Here is a 24022-nt window from a genome sequence, read left to right as displayed (position 1 = left end):
GCCCTGTAGAATCCACCGGGCGGCCTGGGGGATTGATGCGTCTGACGTTGAACTTGAAGACTGTCCTGATCGCCGTTGTCGTGATCGCGGCGTCGTTTTTCATCAGCCTGAAGGCGATGGACTGGCTGTCGCCGCCTGCGGCGAATTCCGCGCCGCCGGTCGCGCAGCTGCCGCCGCTGCCCCCGGTCGCCAAGAGCTCGATCGTGGTGGCCCCGGTGTCGATCGCGCTGTCGGCGATCCGCGACCAGGCCGAGAGGGCCGCGCCGCGCAATTTCGCCGGCAAGGCCGACAATCCGATCTCGCAGATCCTGCAGAACGCCGACATCGGCTGGACGGCCGCGCGTGGTCCGATGTCCGCCGTCGGCGACAAGGACGTGCTGACGCTGTCGACACCGCTCACCGGCAAGCTGAACGTGACGGGATCGCTGTCGTCGAAGGCTACCGGCGCGCTCGGCGAGGCGCTCGGCAACGTGCTCGGCGGCAATGCCGCCAAACAGATCGGCGCGGTCAACATCAAGAATTTGAATGCCAGCGCCGAGATCAATGGCAACGTGGTCGTCACCTCGCGCCCGAAGCTCGCGGCGAACTGGCACCTGGAGCCCAATCTTGGCGCCCAGGTCAATCTCGGCGACACCAACCTCTCGGTCGCCGGCGCCAAGGTCAACGTGCCGGCGCAGGTGAAGCCGCTGATCGACAAGACGGTGGGCGAGCAACTCAACGCTGCCTCCGAACGCATCCGCAACGATCCCTCTCTGCGGGAGAATGCAAAGGTGCAATGGGCCAAGGCTTGCCGTTCGATCCCGCTGCAAGGCACGGGATCTTCGGCCTCCCTGCCGCCGCTCTGGCTCGAGATGAAGCCGGTGCGGGCGATCGCCGCGCAGCCGCGTGTCGACGCGAAGGCCGTCACGCTGCTGCTCGGCCTGGAAGCGGAGACCCGCGTCACGACGACGGCAACCAAGCCGGACTGCCCGTTCCCCGACAAGATCTCGATCGTGCCGCCGACCGGCACCGGCGTGAACATCGGCGTGCCGATCGACGTGCCCTTCACCGAGATCAACAAGCTGATCGCCGCGCAAATGGTCGGCCACACCTACCCCGAGGACGGCTCCGGCCCGGTCGACGTCACCGTGAAGAGCGTCAACGTTGTCCCGTCCGGCGACCGGCTGCTGATCTCGCTGTTGGTGCGCGCCAAGGAGAAGAAAAGCTGGCTCGGCCTCGGCGCGGAGGCGACCGTGCACATCTGGGGCCGGCCGATGCTCGACCAAACCCAGCAGACGCTGCGCCTCGCCGACATCCAGCTCGCGGTGGAATCCGAAGCGGCCTTCGGCCTGCTAGGGGCCGCCGCGCGCGCGGTGGTGCCGCAGATGCAGCAGGCGCTGGTGCAGAAAGTGACGCTCGATCTGAAGCCGATCGCGGCCAACGCCCGCGAGAAGATCGCGGCCGCGATCGCCGACTTCCAGAAGAGCGAGGACGGCCTCAAGGTCGAGGCCAATATCAGCAGTTTGACGCTCGCCGACATCGCCTTCGACGCAAAGACGCTGCGCGTGGTCGCGGAGGCCGGCGGCACGCTGAACGTGTTCGTGACGAAGCTATCGGGGATGTAGCGCGCTTTCACTCACCGGGCGCGCGTCGCTTGCGCCGCTGGCATTCTCGTCGGAGGATGCTAAGCTGTTCTTCGGAGAGGTGCCGACAGCACTGTAGCTGATAACGCGAGGACAACATGGAAGCCGGCATGGTCACGCCTGCGCCGGCGCTGGTGCGCTTTTCCGGCATTCAGAAAACCTATGATGGCGAGCACCTCGTGGTGAAGAACCTCGATCTCGACATCAGGAAGGGCGAGTTCATCACCCTGCTCGGCCCGTCGGGCTCGGGCAAGACGACCACGCTGATGATGCTGGCCGGCTTCGAGGTTCCGACCCATGGCGAGATCTACCTCGCTGACCGGCCGATCAAGAACATGCCGCCGCATAAGCGCGACATCGGCATGGTGTTCCAGAACTATGCTTTGTTTCCGCATCTGACGATCGCGGAGAATATCGCCTTCCCGCTATCCGTTCGCAAAATCAACAAGGCGGAAGCGCAAGAGCGCGTCAGGGCGGCGCTGCGCATGATTAAGATGGACACCCTGGCGCATCGGCGGCCCGGGCAGCTGTCCGGCGGTCAGCAGCAACGCGTGGCGCTGGCCCGCGCACTGGTTTTCAACCCGCAGCTCGTGCTGATGGACGAACCCCTGGGAGCCCTGGACAAGCGCCTGCGGGAGCAGATGCAACTGGAGATCAAGCAACTGCACGAGACGATGGGCATCACCGTCGTCTACGTCACCCACGATCAGAGCGAAGCGCTCACCATGTCGGACCGCATCGCCGTGTTCAACGACGGCATTGTGCAGCAGATCGACACGCCCGACGCGCTTTACGAGCATCCGGTGAACAGCTTCGTCGCCCACTTCATCGGCGAGAACAATGTGCTGACCGGCACCGTCGAGACGGTCGAGAAGGAATATTGCCGCGTCGTGCTGCCTGATGGCGGCGCCGTTACCGCACGGGCGGTCAACGTATCAGGCGCGGGCGCATCGACTTCCCTGTCGGTGCGGCCGGAGCGGATCTCCATTATCCTGGACGGCACCTCCAGCGACGGACCGAACCGCCTGCCGGCCAGGGTGCAGAACACCATCTATCTCGGCGACCATGCGCTGGCCGTGCTCGATGTCGCCGGCAACGGGGAGTTCATTGTCAAGCTTCAGCCGGACGCGCATGGCAGCCTGAGACATGGCGAAAGCGTGTTCATCACCTTCCAGCCCGAGGACTGCCTGGCCCTCGATCCCGTCTGATCCAACCCGCAGCCTTTTGCCACGCAAGGGATCGGCATCGATCCACCTCAACGCAACTCACATGAAGAAGGAACAAAGACCATGCTGAAGCGCAAGATTGGCAAGATTGCTCTGGGTTTCGCCGCGGCGCTCGCTGCCAGCGCCGCGCTGGCGACGGTCGCACAGGCGCGTGACCTCACCGTCGTATCCTGGGGCGGCGCGTATCAGGATGCCCAGAAGAAGGTCTATTTTGAGCCGTTCAAGAAGGCGGCCGGCATTCCCATGAACGACGAGTCCTGGGACGGCGGCATCGGCGTGCTGCGCGCCAAGGTGCAGGGTGGCGCCGCCACCTGGGACGTCGTCCAGGTCGAGAGCGACGAACTGGCTGTCGGCTGCGAGGAAGGCCTGTTCGAGAAATTGGACTATTCCAGGATCGGCGGCGAAGCCGCCTACATGCCGGCGTCGGTCAATCCCTGCGGCGTCGGCGCCATCGTGTACGATTTCGTTCTCGGCTACGACAAGGACAAGCTGAAGGAGGCGCCTGCGGGCTGGGCCGACTTCTTCGACACCAAGAAGATTCCGGGCAAGCGCGCCCTGCGCCAGGGTCCGAAGACCACGCTGGAGATCGCCCTCATCGCCGACGGCGTCGCGCCGAAGGACGTCTACAAGGTGCTGGCGACCGACGAGGGCATCGAGCGCGCGTTCAAGAAGCTCGACACCATCAAGGGCGACCTCGTCTGGTGGAAGGCCGGCGCCCAGCCGCCGCAACTGCTCGCCTCCGGCGAGGTGGCGATGACCTCGGTCTACAATGGCCGCATCGACACCGCGAACAAGAAAGAGAAGAAGAATTTCGGCATGGTGTGGGACGGGGCGCTCTTCACCCTCGACAGCTGGGTCATCCTGAAGGGCAGCCCGAACAAGGATGCGGCCTACAAGTTCCTGGACTTCGCCGGCAAGGCGGAGAACCAGTCCAAGCTGTCCGAGAATATTGCTTATGGCACCTCGAACAAGGACGCCGCCGCCCTGATCCAGCCGACCGTTCTGAAGGACTTGCCGACTGCGCCTGATAACATCAAGAACGCGGTCGAGATCAATGTCGGCTTCTGGCTCGAGAACATCGACCGCCTGACCGAGCGCTTCAACAAATGGGCAGCGAAATAGCGCGCTGCCGAATCGGCGTACGGCACAGGCAGAGGATCGACACCTCCTCGCCTGTGCCCCACCCCTTTCCTGAAGTGGCGAGGGATTTCCGGTCAAAGAGGCTCAACCCATGACAGCCGCATTCCTGACCGGCGCCGATGCGCAGATCGAGGTGCCGCTCAAGCGCCGATTGAGGCGGGCGGAGCGCGCGCGCCAGCTCAAGGCATTGGCACTGGTGCTGCCGCTTCTGCTGTTTCTGCTCTTCACTTTCGCAGGCCCTATCGCCGGCATGCTGTGGCGCTCTGTCGACGACCGCGAGGTGCGTCAGGTCCTGCCCCAGACCGTCGTTGCTCTCGCCGACTGGGACGGCAAAGACCTGCCGGACGAGAAGGCTTATGCGGCGCTGGCAAGCGACATCCTGGCGGCGCGCGCCTCCGGCACCATGGCGATTGCGGCCAAGCGGCTCAACTACGCACTGAACGGCTTCCGCACGATCCTGACCAGCACGGCACGTAATCTGAAGGCGGCGCCGGAGCCCGGCACGGCCAAGGAGACGCTGGGCAAGATCAACCCGGCCTGGCGCGAACGCACCACCTGGACGACGATCAAGGACGCCAGTGGCCCGGTGACGGGCTTTTATCTGCTGGCGGCGCTCGATCTCACCCGGAACGCAGACGGCGCGATCGTCGCGGCCGCGCCGGACCAGGCGATCTACCGCAACGTCTTCACCCGCACCTTCATCATCAGCCTCAGCGTCACGGTGCTCTGCCTGATCCTCGGCTTCCCGGTTGCTTACCTCCTGGCGACGCTGCCGCCGGGCCGGTCGAATCTGCTGATGATCTTCGTCCTGCTGCCGTTCTGGACTTCGCTTCTGGTCCGCACCTGCGCCTGGATCGTGCTGTTGCAGAGCAGGGGCGTCGTGAACGACAGCCTGCACTGGCTTGGCATCATCGACGAGCCGTTGCGCCTGATCTACAACCGCTTCGGTGTCTGCGTGGCGATGACCCACGTCCTCCTGCCGTTCATGATCCTGCCGCTGTACAGCAGCATGAAGGCCATCTCGCCTGCCTACATGCGTGCCGCCGCCTCGCTCGGTGCGCCGCCGCTCGCCGCCTTCCTGCGGATCTACCTGCCTCAGACCTTGCCCGGTATCGGCGCGGGAAGCCTGCTCGTCTTCATCCTGGCGCTCGGCTACTACATCACGCCGGCACTCGTCGGCGGCGCCGCCGATCAGATGATCAGCTACTTCATTGCGCTCTACACGACCGAGACGGCCAACTGGGGCCTTGCCTCGGCGTTGGGTGCGGTGCTGCTGCTGCTCACTCTTCTGCTTGCTCTCGTCTACGGAAAGCTGGTGCAGGGACAGCAGGTCACGGGAGGAATGAAGAATTGAGCGATAATTCCTCCCTCCGCACGCCCAGCCAGCGCATCGCGTGGACCGCGACCATCGTTATCGCCACGCTGGTGTTCATCTTCCTGATCGCGCCAATCCTGGCGATCATGCCGCTGTCCTTCAGCTCGGGTTCCTACCTGACCTATCCGCTGCCCGGGCTCTCCTTGCGCTGGTACGACGACTTCATCAATTCGCCGCGCTGGATGACGTCGCTGAAGAACAGCATGATTATAGGCGTCGCCTCGACCCTGCTGTCCATGGTGCTTGGCACGCTGGCCGCGCTGGGGCTGGCGCAGTGGAAGAGCCGGCTCAAACCGCTTGTGCTGGCTTTCGTGCTGTCGCCGGTCGTCGTGCCCGGCGTCATCACCGCGGTCGGTCTCTATTTCTTCTTCGCGCCGATCGGACTGACCGGCAGTTACCTTGGCTTGATCCTGGCCCACACCGCGCTGGCGACGCCCTTCGTGGTGATCACGGTCGGCGCGACGCTGCAAAGCTTCGACACCAATTTGGCGCGCGCCGCCGCCTCACTCGGCGCCTCGCCGCTCGACGCGTTCCGCCGCGTGATCCTGCCGCTGATCCTGCCCGGCCTGGCGTCGGGTGCGCTGTTCGCCTTCGCGACCAGCTTCGATGAGGTGGTGATCGTGCTGTTCATGGCCGGGCCGGAGCAGCGCACCCTGCCGCGCGAGATGTTCAGCGGCATCCGCGAGAACATCAGCCCGACCATCACGGCAGCGGCCGTGATTCTGACGACGGTATCGGTCATCCTGCTCGCCACCATGGAAGGCCTGCGCCGACGCAACGAACGGCTCAAGGGCAGCAGCGCCTGACCGGCGGCGCCGCGAATCGATCGACGCTTCAAGAGTTCGACGAGGTGCCGAGAATGACGGAGCACTCCGCAAGCGGGGCGAGGTCGGAAAAGACACGAGGGCGCGCCCGGTGAAAACCGGGCGCACCTCGTTTGGGCATTCAGAGCCGCGTTACTCCGAGTACTTGAACTCGGGCATGTTCTTCAGCTCGTCCTTGGACGCGTTGTACACGGCGTGGTCCGGATACCACTTCGACGCAGACGTGGCCGTCGCGGCCTTGTCCGTGCCGGTCGCAGCCCCGGTCGTCGTCGTGGGCGCGGCCGGCCGGCCGGGCGGGTTGGTCGCGCCGGTACCGGTGTAGGCGATGGCCTCGTTGGCGAATTTCAACTTGTCAAAGGGAACGGCGACCAGATGCTCGCCCATGCCGAGGAAGCCGCCGACGCCGATGACGGCCGTCTTGATGGCGCCGCTCTTGTCCATCAAGAGATCGTTGACCGAGCCGATGTTCTCGTTGGACTCGTTGTAGACCTTCAGGCCCGACATCTTCGATGCACGCCATTCGCCCGACGCCGAGGTTGTCGTCACGGTGGATGCGGTCGGCGCCTTGTCGGTGGTCGCAGTCGGCGATTGCGCAAACGCAACGGTTGCAAGCAGTGCGGTCCCGGCGACGCCGGCCGCGATCGATTTCATCAACATCTTGTCCTCTCCTTCGATAGAAACTCGTGCGGAGAAAACGGACTTGATCATTGGCAGTTCCGTATCGTGCGGCAATTTCGTCGCGCGATGCGCGAGATGGAAATCGCCGGCGATTGTTCCTGGGTCACCCAGGAACATGTTGCAGCGCACGGTTCTCAGCACAACGCGGTGGCGTCGATGCCGACGTGAGCATTCCGCCTCGACGCCGCCAACAAAACTCATCGCATGGCTGGTACGTGAGAGCGCAGCCCTCCCCGGGCGCATCGCGCCGACCTCTCTCAAGCGGGGAGAGCTGAAAGAAATCGCGATGTAACCGGCGCCTCAGGCCGCGAGCGGCGGGTGCTCGACGGCTGCAGAATCAAAGATCGCCACGGCCTCGAAGCGATAGCCGCAGGCAGGGCAATTCCAGAGATAGGAGATGCGCCCGTCGCCCGGCTCGATCCAGTCGGGCTGCGGGATCGGCGTGCCGCATTGGGCACAGGGATTCTGCCTGGGGATGTCGCCAATATGTGCCTTGGCCGTGTCTGTTTTGGCCATGTTTGTTCTTGTCATGGCACCTCTCCCGATTTGCAGTGCTTTGATAGTGGCTTTCGCGTCTGCGCGCGAATAGACAAGCTCGCTGTCGCGAGTTGCGGTTTCCACCCGAGGGAAGCCTACGGCAGCATTGAGTCGTAACGGCGGCTCGGCGCCGCAAAAATCGTCAGCGGCGGCGTTTGGTCACATCATCGCCGCGTTCGGCAGGCCTAACGGCAGCCGGGCGCAGATCACTCAGGACCCAAGATATTCTCAAGACATTCTCAAGGCGCATCTGATGAAAATTTTACGCATTGCCGCGCTGGTTGCGGCCGGGCTGATGTTGCCGCAGGCGGTACTTGCCGGCGAAGCCGACTATGCCGAGATGGCTGCGGCCCATGCGCGCGCCAATGGCGTGCCGGAGGCGCTGGTGCATCGCGTCATCATGCGCGAGAGCCGCTACCAGCCGCACCTGATCGGCCATGGCGGCACGATCGGGCTGATGCAGATCAAGCTCGCGACCGCCCGCGGGCTCGGCTACACCGGCGATGCCGCAGGCCTGCGCGATCCCAACACCAACCTCACCTATGCTGTAAAATATCTCGCTGGCGCCTATCACGCAGCCAATGGCGATCACGCCCGAGCCATTCGTTATTATGCAGGCGGCTATTACTACGCCGCAAAGCGGCAGCGTCAGGAAATGGTGCAACAGGCCAGCGCCGACACGAGCGCACAGGCTTGGCTGGAGCCGAACGGCAATCCGCAGCCGATGTTCGGCGCGCCGCAGCATCGGAAGCTGGCCCAGCGGCTGCGTAACGCCCGGGCGCAGGTTCCCGCTCGGTAATCCTCGTCATGGCCGGGCATAGCCGTCCGAAGGACGGCGTCGCTTCCGCTCGCCTATGACCCCGGCCATCCACGTCTTTGTCTCCGCGTCCAAGAACGTGGATGCCCGGGACCGGCCCGGGCATGACGAGTGGGTATGCGTTGACACAAGCGCCCACTGGCCTACATTAGAGCCGTTCCGAGGGGTGCTCCGAGGAGGAGCTGAGATACCGCTAAATGGGTCAGAAGGCCCAGGACCGCGGTGACCCTTTGAACCTGATCCGGGTCATGCCGGCGAAGGGACAGGGATGTTGCAGACCACCAAGCGGCCGGACTCTCCGGTATCCATCATCGGCGCAGGCATCGCAGGCGCGTGGCAGGCGCTGCTGTTCGCGCAGGCCGGCCACGCCGTGACCTTGCACGAGCGCGGTGACGCGGCGATGACCGATTCCACCAGCCATTGGGCCGGCGGCATGCTCGCGCCCTATTGCGAGGCGGAAGTTTCCGAACCTATCATCAGCCGCCTCGGCCTGCGTTCGCTGCATATCTGGCGGCGCGAATTGCCGGACACCCCGTTCAACGGTTCCCTCGTCGTCGCCCACCCCCGCGAGCGCAACGATTTTGAGCGCTTTGCCCGCATGACCGAGGGCCACCGCCGGCTCGATGCTGCGGCTCTGGCGCAACTCGAACCGTCGCTGGAAGGCCACTTCCGCGACGCCCTGTTCTTCGAGACTGAAGGCCACGTCGAGCCGCGCCGTGTGCTGCCGAAACTGCACGAACGCATCCGCGCCGCCGGCGGCACCATCAAGTTTGGCAGCGATGTCACAGCCAGCGATCTCGACGGCATCGTGATCGACTGCCGCGGGATCAGTGCGCGCGACGAGCAGCCTGCCTTGCGCGGCGTCAAGGGCGAGATGATCCTGATCGAGACCAGCGAGGTGCAGCTTGCCCGCCCGGTGCGGCTGATCCATCCGCGCTGGCCGCTCTACGTGATCCCGCGCGATCAAGGCCTGTTCATGCTGGGTGCGACCTCGATCGAAGCCGAGGACACCGGCGTCAGCGTCCGCTCGGCGCTGGAGCTTTTGGGCGCGGCCTATACCGTGCATCCGGCCTTCGGCGAGGCCCGCATCGTCGAATTCGGCTCGGGTCTTCGTCCCGCCTACCCCGACAATCTGCCCCGCATCGGTATCAGCGGCAACAGCATCGCCGTCAACGGCCTCTACCGCCACGGCTTCCTGATCGCGCCGGCGCTCGCCGAGCTGACATTGCAATATGTCCAGCGCGGCCAGATCGACAATGAGGTGATGCAATGCGGGTGATGGTCCCATGCTTCTGATCGTCAACGGCGAGCAACGCGAGGTGAGTTCGGCGCGTGTGGACGCGCTGCTGGCCGAACTCGACTACGAGGGCACGCATTTCGCGATCGCGCTCAACTACGACGTGGTGCCGAAAAGCCGCTGGGCCGAGACGAGCCTCAAGGCCGGCGACGAGATCGAGATCATCACGCCGCGGCAGGGAGGGTGAGGATGGTAGCACGCTCTCTCCCCACGTCGTCCCGGCGAAGGCCCCACACTCTGCCGTCATCGCCCGGCTTGACCGGGCGATCCAGTACGCCGCGGCTTCTCGGTTCTAGCCGCACCGCCTCTGGGATACTGGATCCCCGCCTTCGCGGGGATGACAGCGGCGTTTGGAGCGGCGCGCACCGTCACAACGAAGTCCTGTGGTTATGGGTCCCGGCCTTCGCCGGGACGACAGCTGTATTTCAGGAGACACCTTCGACATGGTGACCTTCTACGGCAAAACCTTCGCCTCCCGCCTGCTGATCGGCAGCGCGCTGTATCCCTCCCCTGCGATCATGCAGGCGGCGATCCGCGCCTCGGGCTCGAACATCGTCACAGTGTCGCTGCGGCGCGAATCCGCCGGCGGCAAGACCGGTGACGCGTTCTGGAATCTGATCCGCGAGCTCGACGTCACCGTGCTGCCGAACACCGCCGGCTGCCGCAGCGTGCGCGAGGCGGTGACGACCGCAAAGCTCGCGCGCGAATTGTTCGGCACAAGCTGGATCAAGCTCGAAGTGATCGCCGACAACGACACGCTGCAGCCTGACGTGGTCGGCCTGGTCGAAGCCGCGACCATCCTGATCAAGGACGGTTTTGAGGTGTTCCCCTATTGCACCGAGGATCTCTCGGTCGCCAACCGACTGGTCGATGCCGGCTGCAAGGTGGTGATGCCATGGGCCGCTCCCATCGGCAGCGCGAAGGGCATCACCAACCGCGATGCGCTCAAACTGCTGCGCGAGCGGCTGCCCGACATCACGCTGGTGGTCGACGCCGGCATCGGTGCGCCGTCGCATGCGGCCGAGGCGCTCGAGCTCGGCTATGACGCCGTGCTGCTCAACACCGCCATTGCAAAAGCCGCCGATCCCGTCGCAATGGCCAATGCCTTCCGCCTCGGCATCGAGGCCGGCCGCACCGCTTATGAAGCCGGGCTGATGAACGCCCGCGATTTCGCCTCCCCGTCCACCCCTGTCGTTGGGACCCCGTTCTGGCATGCCGTATCCTGATCGCAACGCGTATCCTGATCGATTCTATCCCGTCGTCGACAGCCTTGAGTGGGTCGAGCGCCTGACCAGGCTCGGCGTCGGCACGATTCAATTGCGCGCGAAAGACCTCGACGACGCGCAGGCCCTTCAGATCGTCACCGACGCGCTGGAGATCACGAACGGCACGCAAGCCAAACTCGTCGTCAACGACTACTGGCGCGCGGCGATCGTCGCCGGCGCGAAGTATTTGCATCTGGGCCAGGAAGACCTCGCCGACGCGGACCTCAAAGCCATCCGCGAGGCGGGCCTTCTCCTCGGCATCTCCACCCATGACGACGATGAGCTCGGAGCCGCGCTCGCGGCCAAGCCGGACTACGTCGCGCTCGGGCCGATCTTCTTCACCACGCTCAAATCGATGCGCTTCGAGCCGCAGGGCGTGCCAAAAATCACCGAATGGAAGAAGCGTATCGGCGGCATCCCGCTGGTTGCAATCGGCGGCATCAAGTTCGAGCACGCCGCGGAGATTTTTGCAGCGGGCGCCGATTCCATCGCCGTCGTCAGCGACGTCACCCAACATGCCGACCCCGATGCGCGGGTGCGCCAATGGCTCGGCCAGTCGAAGGAGGCGGCGTGATGCCCACACTCTCTCCCCACGTCATTGCGAGCGCAGCGAAGCAATCCAGAGTCTCTCCACGGAGACGGTCTGGATTGCTTCGTCGCATCCGCGCAAAATTGCTACGCAATCTTGTCGCGAGCTCCTCGCAATGACGGAGCAAGCGGTCACTAGCGTCGTCCCGACGCACGCACATACGAATTAAACCGGAGGATCCCATGAACATCCGCTCCAACCCTGACAAGACCGTCCCCGCCGTCACCACCGGCCCGCTGCCGTCGTCGCGAAAGATCTTCGCTTCCCCTGATGCGGCGCCCGAGCTGCGCGTGCCCTTGCGCGAGATTATCCTCTCCGAGGGCGCGGGCGAGCCGAACCTGCCGGTCTATGACACCTCCGGCCCCTACACCGACCCGAGCGTGACCATCGACGTCAACGCGGGTCTTGCCCGCAATCGCAAGGCCTGGGTGCTGGAACGCAGCGGCGTCGAGGAATATGTGGGCCGGCAGATCAAGCCCGAGGACAATGGCAGCGTCTCCACCGACAAGGCTGCGCGCGCGTTCTCGGCCTATCACAAGCCGCTGCGCGGCCTCGACGGCCACAAGATCACCCAGCTCGAATTTGCCCGCGCCGGCATCATCACCAAGGAGATGATCTACGTCGCCGCGCGCGAAAATCTCGGCCGCAAGCAGCAGCTCGAGCGCGCGGAGGCAGCGCTCGCCGACGGCGAAAGCTTTGGCGCGGAAGTGCCCGCCTTCATCACGCCGGAGTTCGTGCGCTCTGAGATCGCGCGCGGCCGCGCCATCATCCCCTGCAACATCAACCACTCAGAGCTCGAGCCGATGATCATCGGCCGCAATTTTCTCACCAAGATCAACGCCAACATCGGCAACTCGGCGGTGACGTCGTCGGTGGAGGAAGAGGTCGAGAAGATGGTGTGGGCGATCCGCTGGGGGGCCGACACCGTGATGGACCTCTCCACGGGCCGCAACATCCACACCACCCGCGAATGGATTTTGCGCAACGCGCCGGTGCCGATCGGCACGGTGCCCATTTATCAGGCGCTGGAGAAGTGCAACGGCGATCCGGTGCAGCTGACCTGGGAGCTCTACAAGGACACCTTGATCGAGCAGTGCGAGCAGGGCGTCGACTATTTCACCATCCACGCCGGCGTGCGCCTGCAATACATCCACCTCACCGCCAACCGCGTTACCGGCATCGTGTCGCGCGGCGGCTCGATCATGGCGAAGTGGTGCCTGGCGCATCACAAGGAGAGTTTTCTGTACACCCACTTCGACGAGATTTGCGACCTCATGCGCAAGTATGACGTCTCGTTCTCGCTCGGCGACGGCCTGCGCCCGGGCTCGATCGCGGACGCCAACGACCGCGCGCAATTTGCCGAACTCGAAACGCTCGGCGAACTGACAAAAATCGCGTGGGACAAGGGCTGCCAGGTCATGATCGAAGGCCCCGGCCACGTGCCGATGCACAAGATCAAGATCAACATGGACAAACAGCTCAAGGAATGCGGTGAAGCGCCGTTCTACACCCTCGGGCCCCTGACCACCGACATCGCGCCGGGCTACGACCACATCACCTCGGGCATTGGAGCGGCCATGATCGGCTGGTTCGGCTGCGCCATGCTCTGCTACGTCACCCCGAAGGAGCATCTCGGCCTGCCCGACCGCAACGACGTCAAGACCGGCGTCATCACCTACAAGATCGCCGCCCACGCCTCCGATCTCGCCAAGGGCCACCCGGCCGCGCAATTGCGCGACGACGCGCTCTCCCGCGCCCGTTTCGACTTCCGCTGGAGCGACCAGTTCAACCTCGGCCTCGACCCCGACACCGCGAAAAACTTCCACGACGAGACCCTGCCGAAGGAAGCCCACAAGGTCGCCCATTTCTGCTCGATGTGCGGCCCAAAATTCTGCTCGATGAAGATCACGCAGGACGTGCGGGATTACGCGGCGACGCTGAACGATCCGGCGGCGGTGGGGATGTCGATGAGCGGGGTCGCCGAGGACGGCATGGCCAGGATGAGCGAGAAGTTTAAGGAGATGGGCAGCAACGTGTATCTGGATGCGGAGAAGGTGAAGGAGAGCAATCGGGTGTTGTGAGCGGCGCCATCCTTGTCGTGCCCGGGCTCGACTCGGACATCAATCGGAAACGAAAAGCCGGGCAAAACGGCCCGGCTTTTTGGTCAAGAAACCATTCTCTTCAACAACGGCTGATCCTCTTTAACACCGGGTATGCATTCCGCCTCCCAGGGAAAGCGCCGATTGACGTCCTGCCAGATGACCTGGAGGCAGGGGAATGCGAGCCGGGATTTGGAGTAGAACCAGATCGCCGTGCCCAAGTATTCGGGGTAAGCCTTAAACGGCACTTGCCAGAAGCCGAGCTTGTAGTCGTTCTCCAAGAAATCGTCGGAGATATCGCCATCGGAGAATTTGTGCCCCACCGCCACGCGATCGCGGACAAAGTTGATTATGGCCTGCGCGTTCTCGGAGCGCTGGCCGAAGATGATAAGCTCGGGGTGGCCGTAGTTTAGAAACAGGCCGATTGAAAATGCAAACGACGGATCGGCATCGGGAATTCCGACGATATGGCAACCGTGATTGCGGACGTTGCGAAAAATGGCCTCGTCGGGCGCTCCATCCGGTTTAGGCCATTCGAAATCGTCCAGCATGCGCGGCGCTCCGCGGCGAGATCGGAAGAGGGGCGTAGCGTAACCCATCACTTGACTTTCGCAACTCCAACTGCCGCCATGACGGCTACGTCCACACCATTCTACGGACCGGCGCTTTGCCTCTAGCCAACCTCCACCGCCTCCCCGACCAACTCCGTCCCGACCTCCGCCTCGTCTTCGTCGGCACCGCCGCCAGCACGCGCTCGGCCGAACTCGGGCACTACTACGCCCATCCCGGCAACCGCTTCTGGCGCGCGATCCATGAGGCCGGGATCACGGCGCGGCGCTACCAGCCGGGGGAGTTCGCAAGTTTGCTCGAGCTCGGGATCGGCTTCACCGATCTCTCCAAGTCGGGCGCCGGGATGGATCATCAGATCGCGACGGAGTCGATCGACGTGGCGGGGTTCAGGGCCAAGATCGAAAAGTATCGCCCGAGGACGATTGCGCTCACGAGCAAGAAGGCGGCGAGTTTGTTTTATGGCAGGCCGTCGAGCGTGATTTCGCTGGGAAGGCAACAGCCCCATGGAAGCTTACCGGACATATTCGTGCTCCCCTCGCCGTCTGGCGCTGCGTCCGGGCACTGGACGCTGGAGCCGTGGCGTGAGCTTGCGGCGTGGATCGCTGCGCAGGGTGGGTTAGCGTAGCGTAACCCACCGCTTCTATCGCCGCGGACGCAGAAGAGGTGGGTTACGCCTTGCACCGTTCCGTGTTGAGCGACTGCGTTCGCGAGCGGCTAACCCACCCTACCGGCTACGCGCCGGAAAAGCAGACAGGTTGTCGGAATCGGCGCCGGTCGTTCGTCCTCTGGACGTAAAGTGCTAAACCGAACGCCTCGCTGGCATCACGCAATGATCCGTGAGCGGCCGCGCTGCCGCAACCCCGTCATTGCGAGGAGCGCTTGCGACGAAGCAATCCAGGCTGTCTCCGCGGCGACAAGCTGGATTGCTTCGCTGCGCTCGCAATGACGACGAATGGAGACCCCAGATGCCCCCCACCATCACCGCCTTCGAAAGCTCGCCCGACCGCGGCAGGGGACTGGCCCGCGACATGCGGGTGCGCTGGGCGCTCGAAGAGGTGGGCCAGCCTTACGACGTCCGCCTCGTCTCGTTCAGCGCGATGAAACAGCCCGCGCACCTGGCGCTGCATCCGTTCGGACAGATTCCGACCTATGAGGAAGGCGATCTCGCTCTGTTCGAGTCGGGAGCGATCGTGCTCCATATCGCCGAGCGCCATGACGGGCTGCTGCCGGTCGAGGCGAATGCCAGGAGCCGCACGATCGCGTGGATGTTTGCCGCGCTGAGCACGCTGGAGCCGCCGATCGTCGAGCTCGCGATGGCCATGCTGTTCGAGCGCGACAAACCCTGGTACGAGGAGCGCCTGCCCATCCTGAGGGATCGCGTCCGCGTCCGCCTCGGCGAGTTGTCCCGCCGCCTCGGCGATGCCGACTGGCTCGATGGCGCATTCAGCGCCGGCGACCTCCTGATGGTCACCGTGCTGCGCCGGCTGCACACATCGGGCCTGCTGGACGAATATCCTAATGTCTCCGCCTACGTCGCCCGCGGCGAAGCGCGGCCGGCATTCAGGCGTGCGTTCGATGCTCAGTTGGCGGTTTTTACCGCGGCATCTTCCGGTCCGTAACCCGTCGTGCAGTCGGCGGATCGTAACGGAAGCGTAGCCCGGATGAGCGATAGCGACATCCGGGACCGGCAGTGGACCCGCATTTCGCTTCGCTCCATGCGGGCTACGAGGCTACCATTGCGTCCTGCGCCACACCCCTGCATCCTGCCTCGGCCAAGAGAGGAGCACCCCATGCTGACCCTCTATTCCTATCCGGAACTGTGCGCCGTCGCCGACAACAACGGCTATGGCCTCAAGGTCTACGCCTTCCTCAAGCTCGCCGGCGTGCCGTTCGTGCACGAGCACCTGTTCGACGCCTCCGCCGCGCCGCGCGGGCAGCTGCCCTACGTCGTCGATGACGGTGAGACCATCGGCGACAGCGAGACGATCATCGCGCATGCGATCGCAAAATATCGCCTGACCATCGATGCCAAGCTTTCACCGGAGCAGCGCCGCACCAATCATTTGGTCACGCGCATGCTGGATGATCTCTACTGGGTGATGTCGTATTCGCGCTGGAAGGACGAGCGCTATTATCCAGCGTTTCGCGATGCGTTCATCGCCCAGCATCCGCAGATCGATGCGGCGGGCTTTGAGACGGCAAAAGCGTACAATGCGCAGCGCTATCATTTCCAGGGCATCGGCCGCTACACGCCCGAGCAGGCCTATGCGCGGGGACTCGCCGATCTGCAGGTGCTGGCCGAGATCGTGCCCGCAAAAGGCTTCGTGCATGGCGATGCGCCGACCAGCATCGATGCCGGCATCTACGGCTTTGTCGCCAACATCTATTTCCTGCCGATTCCGACGCCGCTGAAAGCGTTCGTCGATGCGCACAAAAATCTCGTCGCGCATTGCGAGAGGATCCACGCGGCGGTCTCGTCGCAACCACAGACCTCATCCTGAGGAGCGCGCTCTTGCGCGCGTCTCGAAGCGCGTCTCGAAGGATGGCTGCAGATGATTGGCCTGCATGGTTCTCCGAGCGATGCGAAGCATCGTCCGGAGACGACGCTTGCGCGCCTCCTCACCATGAGGGTCTGGCGAGGGCGTACAGTCAGGAGATCGTGACGGAAGCGTAGCCCGGATGAGCGATAGCGACATCCGGGATCGGCAGTGAACCCGCATATCGCTATCGCTCATGCGGGCTACGAGCCAAAGTTCGAGGCGGCCTACCGCATCGTGATCGCAAGTCCGCTCAGATCTGCATTCGCCATCAAGCCGACCTGCGTTCCCGTCAGCTCGAGCACCGCGCCCTTCTGGTTGGTCAGCACGATGGCGCGGGCGCCGCGGCCGAGCGCGAGGCCGGCACCGGCGGCGCCGTAGACGCCGGCGACATCGGAGGGACGGTTGATGTTGGAGACGCGGCCGCGCAGCACGGTCTTGGAGCCGCCGAACACGAGGCCGTAGTCGAGCCCGCCGGTGGAGAGCGAATAGGCGCGGCCGCGGAAGTTCAGCACACCCGAGCCGCCCGAGCCGCCGATGATCCAGCCCGCCTTGTAGATCGTCAGCACCACGGTGCCGCCGTCAGCCAGCGCCGTCGTCGAAAGCCCGGCAAGCGCGGCAATGGCGAGGAGCGCGGCGTGCAGGAAAGAAGCGATCTTCATGGGGCGTCTCCGGGGGCTGTTTTTCAAGGGTGGAATCGAATCAGATGAGCCGAATGTATCCGATCGATCACGGCGGCAACATGATGGGGGCGGGCGTGAGTCGTGGTCTGTAGCAACACACTCAACTGTCATCGCCCGGTTTAACCGGGCGATCGAGTATTCCAGAGACGGCGGTGGTTGATCCGAGAAGCCGCGGCGTACTGGATGCCCCGGTCGAGCCGGGGCATGACGTCGGAGTTTGGTGCCGCACGACATCATGCCATTCTGCCCCTGTTTTGCCCGACGGAGCAAATGATTGTTTTGCTTTTCCCGAATTAGAAAAAGATCAATGATTTCTGCTTGATGCCTACTGTGCATGGGGTTGTTTTCGCGCTTTTTGTTTAAGCGGGTCTGCACCGCGCCTACCGATGACGGTTGCAACCATCCCGCATGGCGCTACGCTGATGCGGACTACGCCGCCGTCCCCCATCCGAGGTGACCCATGCCGATCCAGCATTTTGCACCCCCGCCGCACGTCAAGGCGCCGCCGCTGTCCTTTGCCGCGCGGGTCGGCGACCTCCTTTTCATCTCCGGCATTCCCGGCTTCGATGCCAACGGCGCGCTGCCTGATGGCTTCGAGGCGCAGTTCGCCAACGTCGCCGTCAACATCAGGCGCGTGCTGGATGAAGCCGGCGCCACGATGCACGACCTCGTCAAGGTCAACGTGCTCCTGACCCGCGCCGCCGACGTCGCGGCGATGAACGCGCTCTATGCCGGCGCGTTCGGCCCGCCGCCCTACCCCGCGCGCACCACCTGCGTGGTACAGGCGCTGCCGGACCCGAAGATGCTGATCGAGATCGAGGCGGTGGCCTCGCTTTCGAAGTGAGCCACGTCCGGCGCGTGTGACCTGCCGGGCACTCGGCCAAACCAAGTGCCCGGCTCTCTCTGACATATCCGTGAAACGGCGGCTCCCCGGCTTGCAAAGGACCTGCTTTTCCCGCACGAATTTTCAGATCACACTTCCCCATCAGGAGATTTTTGCATGCATCGCGTTCTCGCCCTTTGTGCCGTTGCCGGTATCGCCACCTCCGTGTTCGCCGTGCCAGCCTCGGCGGCAGTCGGCTATTACGTGATCCGCTGGGACAACACCGGCATCTGCCAGGTCTGGAATGAGGACCTGAAGTACAAGCCGTTCCAGTGGGGGACTTCGACCTACAAGGTCGTCAGCAAGCCGCTGCCGACCTTCACGGCGGCTTCTGATCTCCAGCTCAAGCTGCGTACGGAGCGCCGCTGCACGCTCTGAGCAGCCAAGGCTCAGATCGAATTGAGGGCGCGTTGCATGAGCAATCCGCCCTCTTTTTTTGAGACATCCGCGGCGAGGGCGCGACGCCGCGTCCTTTGCCCGCTTGCATTTTTACTCGCACACAGCGGGTGATGAGGCGCAGCGAGCCAGCGCCTCACGCGTCCTTGTTGGCGCCGGGATGGATCAGGATGTCGCGCGCGGCGGCGAGCTCGATGAAGGCTTGCGCGCTCCCGCCCTGATCGGGATGCCTGTCCTTGGCGGCGCGGCGATAGGCCTGGTTGATGTCCTCGCAGGTGAGCTGCACGGCGAGCGGCAGGCCGAGCATCCTGCGCGCGCGGTCCTCGCTGGAAAGCTTCTTCGGCATCATGTTGCGGCGGCCGAAGCGCGGCGCGGTCAGATCATGAATGACGTCGAGGACGACGCCGATGCGGCGCTGGGCTGCGAGCGTGATGCTGTGATCGTCGTTGTCGATGGCCTGGCGCAGCACGGGAAGCGCCTGTCCCGCGGCCTGTCGCAGCGTGGCATCCGTGCTCATCCGCGCGATCTCGGCCACGAGCCGGGCAGCCTCGGGCCAGTCGCCGCACTCCGCCGACCGCAGGCGTTCGAGCGCCAGTTTCCAGGATTCAAGCCGTTCCATCATGCGCGCAACGTTTAGCAATCAAGGTCAGTATGCCAAGGCCGCCGTTTCCGACCCCTTAATTTCGAGTTAGCCTTTCATGAAATTTCGAAACGAATCCGGGAGGAAAAAGTCATGGCGTTGTGCGCGCCACCAATCCGGCGCTGGTGCAGGCCTTCGTCGACCACACCCCGCTGGCGCGCACCGGCAAGCCTGATGACATCGTGGGCCCCGCGATCTTCCTCGCCTCGGATATGTCGGCTTACGTCACCGGAACGATCGTGATGGTGGATGGCGGGTATCGGACAGTGTGAGCGAGAGCGCCCTGTCGCTGCGAGGCATCCTGTGCCAATCGCGGCGCCTTCGCGGCAATCCCAAGGTCAATTGGTGCGATCGCCCGCGGTTAACCTTTCATTAACCAAACCCGGCCACCGTAGATCTACGGCTTGGGGGTCGTTTGTTCTCGATCCGCTTCCAAAGATGGAAGCGGGCGTAGATCGGGAGGTGTGTTGATGACCACTGTTCATGTCGCAGCGTCCGAGCCGGGCGCGCAATTTCTTGCTCCAAACCAGATCGTTCCGCTCCTGATCGGTGCGACCGTCGACGAGGTCGAGCGCGAGCTCGTACTCCAGACACTCGCGCGCTGCGACGGCAACCGCACACGCGCCGCGCGCGTGCTTGGACTGTCGGTGCGCACGCTGCGCAACAAGATCAGGCTGTATGCCGCCTCCGGCATCGACGTGCCCGCCTATCAGGACTAGCTGCGTAACAGATGGCGCAGCTCGTGGCGCACACATGCGCCGGCGATGACGGCAAGCGCAATCACCGCGACCGCTGCCGCGATCAGTTCGATGGCGCGAAGGATGAAGGCCGTCATGACGGCCCAAGACGGCTGCGGCTCCTCGGAAAAGGCGACCGGCACGATGTCGGGCACGAGCAATTGCGCGAGGCCGAGCGCTGCCGCGAGAATGACAGCGGACAGGCCAAACATCTTCCACGCTGCGCGCATCGATTGCTCCTTGCAAGGCTGTGGCCGTGCACATTTCCATGACACGGCATCCCATGCAGCCGATTGATGTTGATCAAGCCCGGCGCGGGCACGGACGGAATTGCCGCTGTCGTCAAACGCCGCTAAGGAATCTGCTTCCGCACAGGGAGCAGTGGCGTGGCAGACGAACAGAGACGACAGGGAGCTCAAGGTCCGCGCGGGCGGCAAGGCGAGCCGGGACGGCCGGGGCCGCAGGGCCATCCGGGCAAGCGAGGGCCGGACGGCGCGCGCGGCAAGCCGGGGCCGCAGGGTAAGCCAGGACCCATGGGCAAGGCGGGACCGCAGGGCAAGGCTGGCCTGCCGGGCAAGCCAGGCGAGGCCGGTGCGCGTGGACCCGCAGGACCGCAGGGACCAGCGGGCCCGCAAGGCCCGCGCGGCGAGCCCGGTCCGCCCGGCCAACTGCCGTCGATCGAACAAGTGTTGCCCTGGCTGGACCAGCTCTTCGACGCCTGGGATGAGCGCCGCCATCAGCGCGAGCAGGAAGCCGCCGAGCGCGCGGCGCTCGAAGCTGCCGTACACGAGGCTGACGATGGGCCCGTCGATGACGCGGGCGACGACGGTGAAGGCGACGACCAAAAGAAAAAGAAGAAAAAGAAGAAGCACGGCCACAAGGAATAGCGAGTTCTGGGTCCCGGCTTGGCGGCGCACCGCTAACGCGCTGCACCGCCTCCGGGACACGTGAATTCATCAAGAAGCCTTGGTTGAATCGTCCTTGCGGGGCACCATGCCCATCCGCTCGAACTGCCAGCGCATGGCCCGATACCAGAGATAGCCGACCGCCGCGCCGCACAGAGCCAGGACCACGACGTTGGCGCCGCTGAACGAGCCGCTCCACCACATCATCCACGCGGTCCATAGCAGCGTGAAGACGAGGGCACCTGCTTTGAGGGGAAGAAGGGGGCGGCTCATGGTCCTGCTCCGGGTTGATAAAAGCCCGGCGAACATCATCGCGCGTTGAAGCGGCCCCTACCGTGAGCCAGATCACGGAACGGTCGTCAGGGGCTGACTAGCCGAAGCGCAACCGCGAACGCTCCTTGGCCTTCTCCGCCTCGACCTCGCGGTCGCGCGCCGGCGCATGGGTGTGCAGCGAGGTCAAGAGCCGGCGTGCGGCCTCCGACACTTCCATCACCGCGCGATCGAAGGCCGCCTCGTTGGCCTGCGACGGCCTGTTGAAGCCGGACAGCTTGCGCACGAACTGGAGCGCGCTGGCGTGGATCTCCTCCTCCGTCGCTGCCGGCTCGAAGTTGAACAGCGTCTTGATATTGCGGCACATGAACTGTCTCCCGATGTTTCTCTCAAAGACGATCGGCTGAACCAAAATCCTACATCCTTCCGGACAGTTCGGCACCACGGGCAATGCAAACCTCTACAGCGAGCAGATCCGGCAGTTCCTGCAAACCGCGCCGCAACGGGCGATGTAGGACGGCGCGCTCCACGTCCTCATCTCGCAACGCATCATATGCGACGCATCCGCGCCGCATATTATTTGAGCATGCAATGCGCTGACAGCTCGGGCTTAATCACATCAACGATACGAATCGACGCGCGGGACAATCGCGCGCCAGTGGCACGGCAGGCGATGACGAGGATCGCATGTACAGATTCGCACTGTGCGTTTGGCTGGCGGCGCTGACGGGCGCCGCCTTCGCGTTCGACAACGGTCAATATGACAACGTTCCGCCGGACATCCGCGCCTGGTTCAAGAGCGTGATGGCGCCGAACGGCGTGCCCTGCTGCGATATCTCCGACGGCCATCGCACCGAGTACGACGTGCGCAACGGTAGCTATTGGGTACCGATCGAAGGCCAGTGGATGGCGGTGCCCGAGCGCGCCATCATCCGCGATCGCGGCAATCCGGTCGGCCAGGCCGTGGTGTGGTACGTCCACCACCGCGGCGCCATCATCATCAGCTGTTTCGTGCCAGCCGACGCGGTGTAGCCGACGGCGGCAGGCGGAATTTCGTTGGCTGGCAATGGCCCGATCCGGTAGTTTTGTTACGAAGCTGAAGCGGAGACATCCCGTTGACCGACCTTTGCCCCGAAGACCTCGCCACCCTCTATCCGAGACCGAGCCCACGCGTGATCGCGAAGGCGCGTCCCGCGATCGATGCGCATGCGAAGGGATTCATCGAGATGTCGCCGTTCTGCGTGCTCGCGACATCCGGCAGCGACGGCAGCGTCGACGCCTCACCGCGCGGCGGAAGCATCGGCTTCGTCCACGTCGCCGGCCCCAACCAACTGCTGATGCCCGACCGTTCCGGCAACAACCGGATCGACAGTTTTCGGAACGTCGTCGAAGGCTCGGGCTTCGTGCATCTGCTGTTCTTCGTGCCCGGCATCGACGAGACGCTGCGCGTCGGCGGGCGCGGCACGCTGTCGGTCGATCCGGATCTGCTCGCCTCGATGGTGGAATTCGGCAAGCCGCCGCGCGCGGTGTTGAACGTCGCCGTCAGTGAAGTCTATTTCCACTGTGGCAAGGCGCTGATGCGCTCGAAGCTGTGGTCGCCGGACAAGGTGCAGCGCTCAGTGATGCCGAGCATCGTTGAAATCATCCACGAGCAGACCAGCCTTGGCGAGCCGGAAAGCCAGGACGTAGTCGAAGAGCGCTACAAGACGCAGCTGTAGACAGGCTTTCGAGCCGCACATAGCCGCCCGGGCTTCTCCCGGGCATCCACGTCTTCGTTGCGGGGCAGCACGTGGATGGCCGGGACACGCCCGGCCACGACGAATGGAGAGAGCGGAGCTAGGGGGCCTAATGCCCCTCGCCCTCGAGCCCGCCGACGTGCTTCTGGGTGTAGAGCTCGAGGCCGATGCGGCCGATCAGGTCGAGTTGGGTTTCGAGGAAGTCGATGTGGTGCTCCTCGTCGCTCATCAGCTTCTCGAACAGGTCACGCGTGACGTAGTCCTTGACGCTGTGGCAATAGGTGGCCGCTTCCTGGTAGAGCGCCCGCGCGCTCATCTCGGCGGCGAGATCGCACTCGATGATCTCCTTGACGTTCTGGCCGATGCGCAGGGGATCGAGCACCTGCATGTTCGGGAAGCCGTCGAAGAACAGGATCCGCTCGGTAAGCTTGTCGGCGTGCTCCATCTCCTCGATGGACTCCTTGCGCCAAACCTTGGCCATGTCCCGCAGGCCCCAATTGTCGAGGAAGCGGTAGTGCAGCCAGTACTGGTTGATCGCAGTCAGCTCGTGACGCAGTGCCTTGTTGAGATATTCGATGACTTTTGCGTCGCCCTGCATGGTTCACTCCAGCTCTTGCAGTCCAATCCGGCCGGAGACCGAATTTAGAATCTTTCTAAAGCAGTTTAAGAACGAGGGCAACCAGCTACCAGGGCGGTAGCCGGGGATAAACTCGGCCGTCGGTCGGGTTCAGCAGGCCGCGAGTGCGAATTCGGCGGGCTCGGTCGCCTCGTCGTTCGCCGCCACCTGGTGGCTGTGCGGACAGCCGGAGCAGCAGGATTGGGCGCAGGGGCCAAGCGCTTCGTCGATGATGGTCTTGATCGTGCGTGCGCAGCGACCGCATTCGGCGCTACAGCCGAGGCATCCATAAACCTGCTTGGCATAGCGCACGGCGTCGTCGGACTCGGCGACGGCGGCGCGGATGTCGTCATCGCTCAGCACGTTACAGGAACAGACGATCATGGAAAGCAGCAGGCCCTTTGGTGATGCGCCAATATCGATAGTTAAGGGCCCGGCCGGATGCAAAAGGAAAAACCGGTATTTGAAGCTATTCCAAACTGGCCCGGGACCAGCCTAGAATGGCTCTAAAACACGGCGTTGCGCTGGATCAAAATCAAGCTGGATCGGGCCTAGTCGCCACCGCTCCCACCCCCGTCGC

General features: G+C 64.0%; 30 protein-coding genes, 1 pseudogene and 1 riboswitch. Of the genes and pseudogenes, 21 read left to right on the top strand and 10 right to left on the bottom strand.

Going from position 1 to position 24022, the window contains the following annotated elements; all coding sequences use genetic code 11:
• Positions 1-35 precede the first annotated feature (35 nt).
• The 5 genes from GWG65_RS31680 to GWG65_RS31660 all read left to right on the top strand — a co-directional run bounded on the left by GWG65_RS31680 (position 36) and on the right by GWG65_RS31660 (position 6169).
• A complete protein-coding gene (locus GWG65_RS31680; protein WP_275199413.1) occupies positions 36-1604 on the top strand; it encodes a DUF4403 family protein in 1569 nt (522 codons plus the stop codon).
• A gap of 116 nt (positions 1605-1720) precedes the next feature.
• Positions 1721-2830, top strand: coding sequence for an ABC transporter ATP-binding protein (locus GWG65_RS31675; RefSeq protein WP_275199412.1), 1110 nt, complete (start codon positions 1721-1723; stop codon positions 2828-2830).
• Between the two features lie 81 nt (positions 2831-2911).
• Complete coding sequence (locus GWG65_RS31670; protein WP_275199410.1) at positions 2912-3970, top strand: ABC transporter substrate-binding protein; 1059 nt, start codon at positions 2912-2914, stop codon at positions 3968-3970.
• A 109-nt stretch (positions 3971-4079) separates the two neighbouring features.
• Positions 4080-5342 carry an ABC transporter permease gene (locus tag GWG65_RS31665; RefSeq protein ID WP_275199409.1) on the top strand — a complete coding sequence of 421 codons (1263 nt, stop codon included), beginning with the start codon at positions 4080-4082 and terminating at the stop codon, positions 5340-5342.
• The gene (locus GWG65_RS31660; RefSeq protein ID WP_275199408.1) at positions 5339-6169 is read left to right on the top strand and encodes an ABC transporter permease; all 831 of its coding nucleotides are present in this window, start codon (positions 5339-5341) and stop codon (positions 6167-6169) included. The genes GWG65_RS31665 and GWG65_RS31660 overlap by 4 nt, the downstream gene beginning before the upstream one ends.
• A 150-nt stretch (positions 6170-6319) precedes the next feature.
• On the opposite strand, the gene GWG65_RS31655 is transcribed toward GWG65_RS31660, so the two are convergent.
• Positions 6320-6844: a PRC-barrel domain-containing protein gene (locus GWG65_RS31655; RefSeq protein WP_275199407.1), complete on the bottom strand. Its 525-nt coding sequence runs from the start codon at positions 6842-6844 to the stop codon at positions 6320-6322.
• Positions 6845-7165: 321 nt separating this feature from the next.
• On the bottom strand, positions 7166-7396 hold the full coding sequence (locus GWG65_RS31650; RefSeq protein ID WP_275199406.1) for a hypothetical protein: 231 nt from the start codon (positions 7394-7396) through the stop codon (positions 7166-7168).
• 259 nt (positions 7397-7655) lie between these two features.
• On the opposite strand from GWG65_RS31650, the gene GWG65_RS31645 reads away from it, so the two are divergent.
• The 6 genes from GWG65_RS31645 (at position 7656) to thiC (ending at position 13451) form a co-directional block, all read left to right on the top strand.
• Positions 7656-8201 carry a lytic transglycosylase domain-containing protein gene (locus GWG65_RS31645; RefSeq protein WP_275199405.1) on the top strand — a complete coding sequence of 182 codons (546 nt, stop codon included), beginning with the start codon at positions 7656-7658 and terminating at the stop codon, positions 8199-8201.
• Positions 8202-8371: 170 nt separating this feature from the next.
• Positions 8372-8500, top strand: a riboswitch (TPP riboswitch).
• Positions 8488-9498, top strand: a complete 1011-nt coding sequence (locus GWG65_RS31640; protein WP_275199404.1) for an FAD-dependent oxidoreductase — start codon at positions 8488-8490, stop codon at positions 9496-9498. It overlaps the preceding riboswitch by 13 nt.
• A gap of 7 nt (positions 9499-9505) precedes the next feature.
• Complete coding sequence (thiS, locus tag GWG65_RS31635) at positions 9506-9703, top strand: sulfur carrier protein ThiS (RefSeq protein ID WP_275199403.1); 198 nt, start codon at positions 9506-9508, stop codon at positions 9701-9703.
• Between the two features lie 256 nt (positions 9704-9959).
• The gene (locus GWG65_RS31630) at positions 9960-10742 is read left to right on the top strand and encodes a thiazole synthase (RefSeq protein ID WP_275199402.1); all 783 of its coding nucleotides are present in this window, start codon (positions 9960-9962) and stop codon (positions 10740-10742) included.
• On the top strand, positions 10729-11355 hold the full coding sequence (locus tag GWG65_RS31625) for a thiamine phosphate synthase (protein ID WP_275199401.1): 627 nt from the start codon (positions 10729-10731) through the stop codon (positions 11353-11355). The genes GWG65_RS31630 and GWG65_RS31625 overlap by 14 nt, the downstream gene beginning before the upstream one ends.
• A gap of 197 nt (positions 11356-11552) precedes the next feature.
• On the top strand, positions 11553-13451 hold the full coding sequence (gene thiC / locus GWG65_RS31620) for a phosphomethylpyrimidine synthase ThiC (RefSeq protein ID WP_275199400.1): 1899 nt from the start codon (positions 11553-11555) through the stop codon (positions 13449-13451).
• A gap of 83 nt (positions 13452-13534) precedes the next feature.
• On the opposite strand, the gene GWG65_RS31615 is transcribed toward thiC, so the two are convergent.
• Complete coding sequence (locus GWG65_RS31615; RefSeq protein WP_275199399.1) at positions 13535-14020, bottom strand: DUF4262 domain-containing protein; 486 nt, start codon at positions 14018-14020, stop codon at positions 13535-13537.
• A 116-nt stretch (positions 14021-14136) separates the two neighbouring features.
• On the opposite strand from GWG65_RS31615, the gene GWG65_RS31610 reads away from it, so the two are divergent.
• The 3 genes from GWG65_RS31610 (at position 14137) to GWG65_RS31600 (ending at position 16540) form a co-directional block, all read left to right on the top strand.
• Complete coding sequence (locus GWG65_RS31610; protein WP_275199398.1) at positions 14137-14664, top strand: mismatch-specific DNA-glycosylase; 528 nt, start codon at positions 14137-14139, stop codon at positions 14662-14664.
• A gap of 340 nt (positions 14665-15004) precedes the next feature.
• On the top strand, positions 15005-15658 hold the full coding sequence (locus GWG65_RS31605) for a glutathione S-transferase family protein (RefSeq protein WP_275199397.1): 654 nt from the start codon (positions 15005-15007) through the stop codon (positions 15656-15658).
• Positions 15659-15829: 171 nt separating this feature from the next.
• Positions 15830-16540 carry a glutathione S-transferase family protein gene (locus tag GWG65_RS31600; protein WP_275199396.1) on the top strand — a complete coding sequence of 237 codons (711 nt, stop codon included), beginning with the start codon at positions 15830-15832 and terminating at the stop codon, positions 16538-16540.
• 263 nt (positions 16541-16803) lie between these two features.
• Here the strand turns inward: GWG65_RS31600 and GWG65_RS31595 are convergent, their stop codons facing one another.
• Positions 16804-17238, bottom strand: coding sequence for a hypothetical protein (locus GWG65_RS31595; protein WP_275199395.1), 435 nt, complete (start codon positions 17236-17238; stop codon positions 16804-16806).
• A gap of 481 nt (positions 17239-17719) precedes the next feature.
• Here GWG65_RS31595 and GWG65_RS31590 point away from each other — a divergent pair, with 481 nt between their 5' ends.
• Both GWG65_RS31590 and GWG65_RS31585 read left to right on the top strand, forming a co-directional pair.
• Complete coding sequence (locus GWG65_RS31590) at positions 17720-18103, top strand: RidA family protein (protein ID WP_275199394.1); 384 nt, start codon at positions 17720-17722, stop codon at positions 18101-18103.
• A gap of 156 nt (positions 18104-18259) precedes the next feature.
• A complete protein-coding gene (locus GWG65_RS31585) occupies positions 18260-18520 on the top strand; it encodes a hypothetical protein (RefSeq protein WP_275199393.1) in 261 nt (86 codons plus the stop codon).
• 154 nt (positions 18521-18674) lie between these two features.
• Here GWG65_RS31585 and GWG65_RS31580 read toward each other — a convergent pair whose 3' ends face one another.
• Positions 18675-19160: a J domain-containing protein gene (locus GWG65_RS31580; protein ID WP_275199392.1), complete on the bottom strand. Its 486-nt coding sequence runs from the start codon at positions 19158-19160 to the stop codon at positions 18675-18677.
• 119 nt (positions 19161-19279) lie between these two features.
• On the opposite strand from GWG65_RS31580, the pseudogene GWG65_RS31575 reads away from it, so the two are divergent.
• Positions 19280-19450: pseudogene (locus GWG65_RS31575) on the top strand (SDR family oxidoreductase); the annotation flags it as partial.
• A 198-nt stretch (positions 19451-19648) separates the two neighbouring features.
• Positions 19649-19897, top strand: a complete 249-nt coding sequence (locus GWG65_RS31570; RefSeq protein ID WP_148742694.1) for a helix-turn-helix domain-containing protein — start codon at positions 19649-19651, stop codon at positions 19895-19897.
• Here GWG65_RS31570 and GWG65_RS31565 read toward each other — a convergent pair.
• Positions 19894-20145, bottom strand: a complete 252-nt coding sequence (locus GWG65_RS31565) for a hypothetical protein (protein ID WP_275199391.1) — start codon at positions 20143-20145, stop codon at positions 19894-19896. The two genes, GWG65_RS31570 and GWG65_RS31565, sit on opposite strands and share 4 nt — an antisense overlap.
• 156 nt (positions 20146-20301) lie before the next feature.
• Here GWG65_RS31565 and GWG65_RS31560 point away from each other — a divergent pair, with 156 nt between their 5' ends.
• Complete coding sequence (locus GWG65_RS31560) at positions 20302-20802, top strand: collagen-like protein (protein ID WP_275199390.1); 501 nt, start codon at positions 20302-20304, stop codon at positions 20800-20802.
• Positions 20803-20871: 69 nt separating this feature from the next.
• Here the strand turns inward: GWG65_RS31560 and GWG65_RS31555 are convergent, their stop codons facing one another.
• Positions 20872-21093: a hypothetical protein gene (locus GWG65_RS31555; RefSeq protein ID WP_275199389.1), complete on the bottom strand. Its 222-nt coding sequence runs from the start codon at positions 21091-21093 to the stop codon at positions 20872-20874.
• A 97-nt stretch (positions 21094-21190) separates the two neighbouring features.
• Complete coding sequence (locus tag GWG65_RS31550; protein WP_275199388.1) at positions 21191-21457, bottom strand: DUF2277 domain-containing protein; 267 nt, start codon at positions 21455-21457, stop codon at positions 21191-21193.
• 320 nt (positions 21458-21777) lie between these two features.
• Between GWG65_RS31550 and GWG65_RS31545 the strand changes: the two genes are divergently transcribed.
• Complete coding sequence (locus tag GWG65_RS31545; protein WP_275199386.1) at positions 21778-22122, top strand: hypothetical protein; 345 nt, start codon at positions 21778-21780, stop codon at positions 22120-22122.
• Positions 22123-22205: 83 nt separating this feature from the next.
• Complete coding sequence (locus tag GWG65_RS31540) at positions 22206-22808, top strand: MSMEG_1061 family FMN-dependent PPOX-type flavoprotein (protein ID WP_275199384.1); 603 nt, start codon at positions 22206-22208, stop codon at positions 22806-22808.
• A 127-nt stretch (positions 22809-22935) separates the two neighbouring features.
• Here the strand turns inward: GWG65_RS31540 and bfr are convergent, their stop codons facing one another.
• Together bfr and GWG65_RS31530 are read right to left on the bottom strand one after the other, a co-directional pair.
• A complete protein-coding gene (gene bfr, locus GWG65_RS31535) occupies positions 22936-23424 on the bottom strand; it encodes a bacterioferritin (RefSeq protein ID WP_148742700.1) in 489 nt (162 codons plus the stop codon).
• 129 nt (positions 23425-23553) lie between these two features.
• A complete protein-coding gene (locus GWG65_RS31530; protein ID WP_275199383.1) occupies positions 23554-23826 on the bottom strand; it encodes a (2Fe-2S)-binding protein in 273 nt (90 codons plus the stop codon).
• Positions 23827-24022: the final 196 nt, after the last annotated feature.

The sequence above is a fragment of the Bradyrhizobium sp. CSA207 genome, from assembly GCF_029051685.1.
GTDB lineage: Bacteria > Pseudomonadota > Alphaproteobacteria > Rhizobiales > Xanthobacteraceae > Bradyrhizobium.
Note: the sequence above shows the minus strand (reverse complement) of the source record. Positions and strands in the feature narration are given on the sequence as shown.

Excerpts from the sequence above, each read along its gene's own strand:
- GWG65_RS31665 (WP_275199409.1), top strand. The coding sequence starts at position 4,080 with ATGACAGCCGCATTCCTGACCGGCGCCGATGCGCAGATCGAGGTGCCG.
- GWG65_RS31550 (WP_275199388.1), bottom strand. The coding sequence starts at position 21,457 with ATGTGCCGCAATATCAAGACGCTGTTCAACTTCGAGCCGGCAGCGACG.
- GWG65_RS31675 (WP_275199412.1), top strand. The coding sequence starts at position 1,721 with ATGGAAGCCGGCATGGTCACGCCTGCGCCGGCGCTGGTGCGCTTTTCC.
- GWG65_RS31580 (WP_275199392.1), bottom strand. The coding sequence starts at position 19,160 with ATGATGGAACGGCTTGAATCCTGGAAACTGGCGCTCGAACGCCTGCGG.
- GWG65_RS31555 (WP_275199389.1), bottom strand. The coding sequence starts at position 21,093 with ATGAGCCGCCCCCTTCTTCCCCTCAAAGCAGGTGCCCTCGTCTTCACG.
- bfr (WP_148742700.1), bottom strand. The coding sequence starts at position 23,424 with ATGCAGGGCGACGCAAAAGTCATCGAATATCTCAACAAGGCACTGCGT.
- GWG65_RS31655 (WP_275199407.1), bottom strand. The coding sequence starts at position 6,844 with ATGTTGATGAAATCGATCGCGGCCGGCGTCGCCGGGACCGCACTGCTT.
- GWG65_RS31590 (WP_275199394.1), top strand. The coding sequence starts at position 17,720 with ATGCCGATCCAGCATTTTGCACCCCCGCCGCACGTCAAGGCGCCGCCG.
- GWG65_RS31530 (WP_275199383.1), bottom strand. The coding sequence starts at position 23,826 with ATGATCGTCTGTTCCTGTAACGTGCTGAGCGATGACGACATCCGCGCC.
- GWG65_RS31595 (WP_275199395.1), bottom strand. The coding sequence starts at position 17,238 with ATGAAGATCGCTTCTTTCCTGCACGCCGCGCTCCTCGCCATTGCCGCG.
- thiC (WP_275199400.1), top strand. The coding sequence starts at position 11,553 with ATGAACATCCGCTCCAACCCTGACAAGACCGTCCCCGCCGTCACCACC.
- GWG65_RS31630 (WP_275199402.1), top strand. The coding sequence starts at position 9,960 with ATGGTGACCTTCTACGGCAAAACCTTCGCCTCCCGCCTGCTGATCGGC.
- GWG65_RS31670 (WP_275199410.1), top strand. The coding sequence starts at position 2,912 with ATGCTGAAGCGCAAGATTGGCAAGATTGCTCTGGGTTTCGCCGCGGCG.
- GWG65_RS31600 (WP_275199396.1), top strand. The coding sequence starts at position 15,830 with ATGCTGACCCTCTATTCCTATCCGGAACTGTGCGCCGTCGCCGACAAC.
- GWG65_RS31625 (WP_275199401.1), top strand. The coding sequence starts at position 10,729 with ATGCCGTATCCTGATCGCAACGCGTATCCTGATCGATTCTATCCCGTC.
- GWG65_RS31640 (WP_275199404.1), top strand. The coding sequence starts at position 8,488 with ATGTTGCAGACCACCAAGCGGCCGGACTCTCCGGTATCCATCATCGGC.
- GWG65_RS31650 (WP_275199406.1), bottom strand. The coding sequence starts at position 7,396 with ATGACAAGAACAAACATGGCCAAAACAGACACGGCCAAGGCACATATT.
- GWG65_RS31605 (WP_275199397.1), top strand. The coding sequence starts at position 15,005 with ATGCCCCCCACCATCACCGCCTTCGAAAGCTCGCCCGACCGCGGCAGG.
- GWG65_RS31545 (WP_275199386.1), top strand. The coding sequence starts at position 21,778 with ATGTACAGATTCGCACTGTGCGTTTGGCTGGCGGCGCTGACGGGCGCC.
- GWG65_RS31615 (WP_275199399.1), bottom strand. The coding sequence starts at position 14,020 with ATGCTGGACGATTTCGAATGGCCTAAACCGGATGGAGCGCCCGACGAG.
- thiS (WP_275199403.1), top strand. The coding sequence starts at position 9,506 with ATGCTTCTGATCGTCAACGGCGAGCAACGCGAGGTGAGTTCGGCGCGT.
- GWG65_RS31565 (WP_275199391.1), bottom strand. The coding sequence starts at position 20,145 with ATGCGCGCAGCGTGGAAGATGTTTGGCCTGTCCGCTGTCATTCTCGCG.
- GWG65_RS31680 (WP_275199413.1), top strand. The coding sequence starts at position 36 with ATGCGTCTGACGTTGAACTTGAAGACTGTCCTGATCGCCGTTGTCGTG.
- GWG65_RS31645 (WP_275199405.1), top strand. The coding sequence starts at position 7,656 with ATGAAAATTTTACGCATTGCCGCGCTGGTTGCGGCCGGGCTGATGTTG.
- GWG65_RS31585 (WP_275199393.1), top strand. The coding sequence starts at position 18,260 with ATGCATCGCGTTCTCGCCCTTTGTGCCGTTGCCGGTATCGCCACCTCC.
- GWG65_RS31570 (WP_148742694.1), top strand. The coding sequence starts at position 19,649 with ATGACCACTGTTCATGTCGCAGCGTCCGAGCCGGGCGCGCAATTTCTT.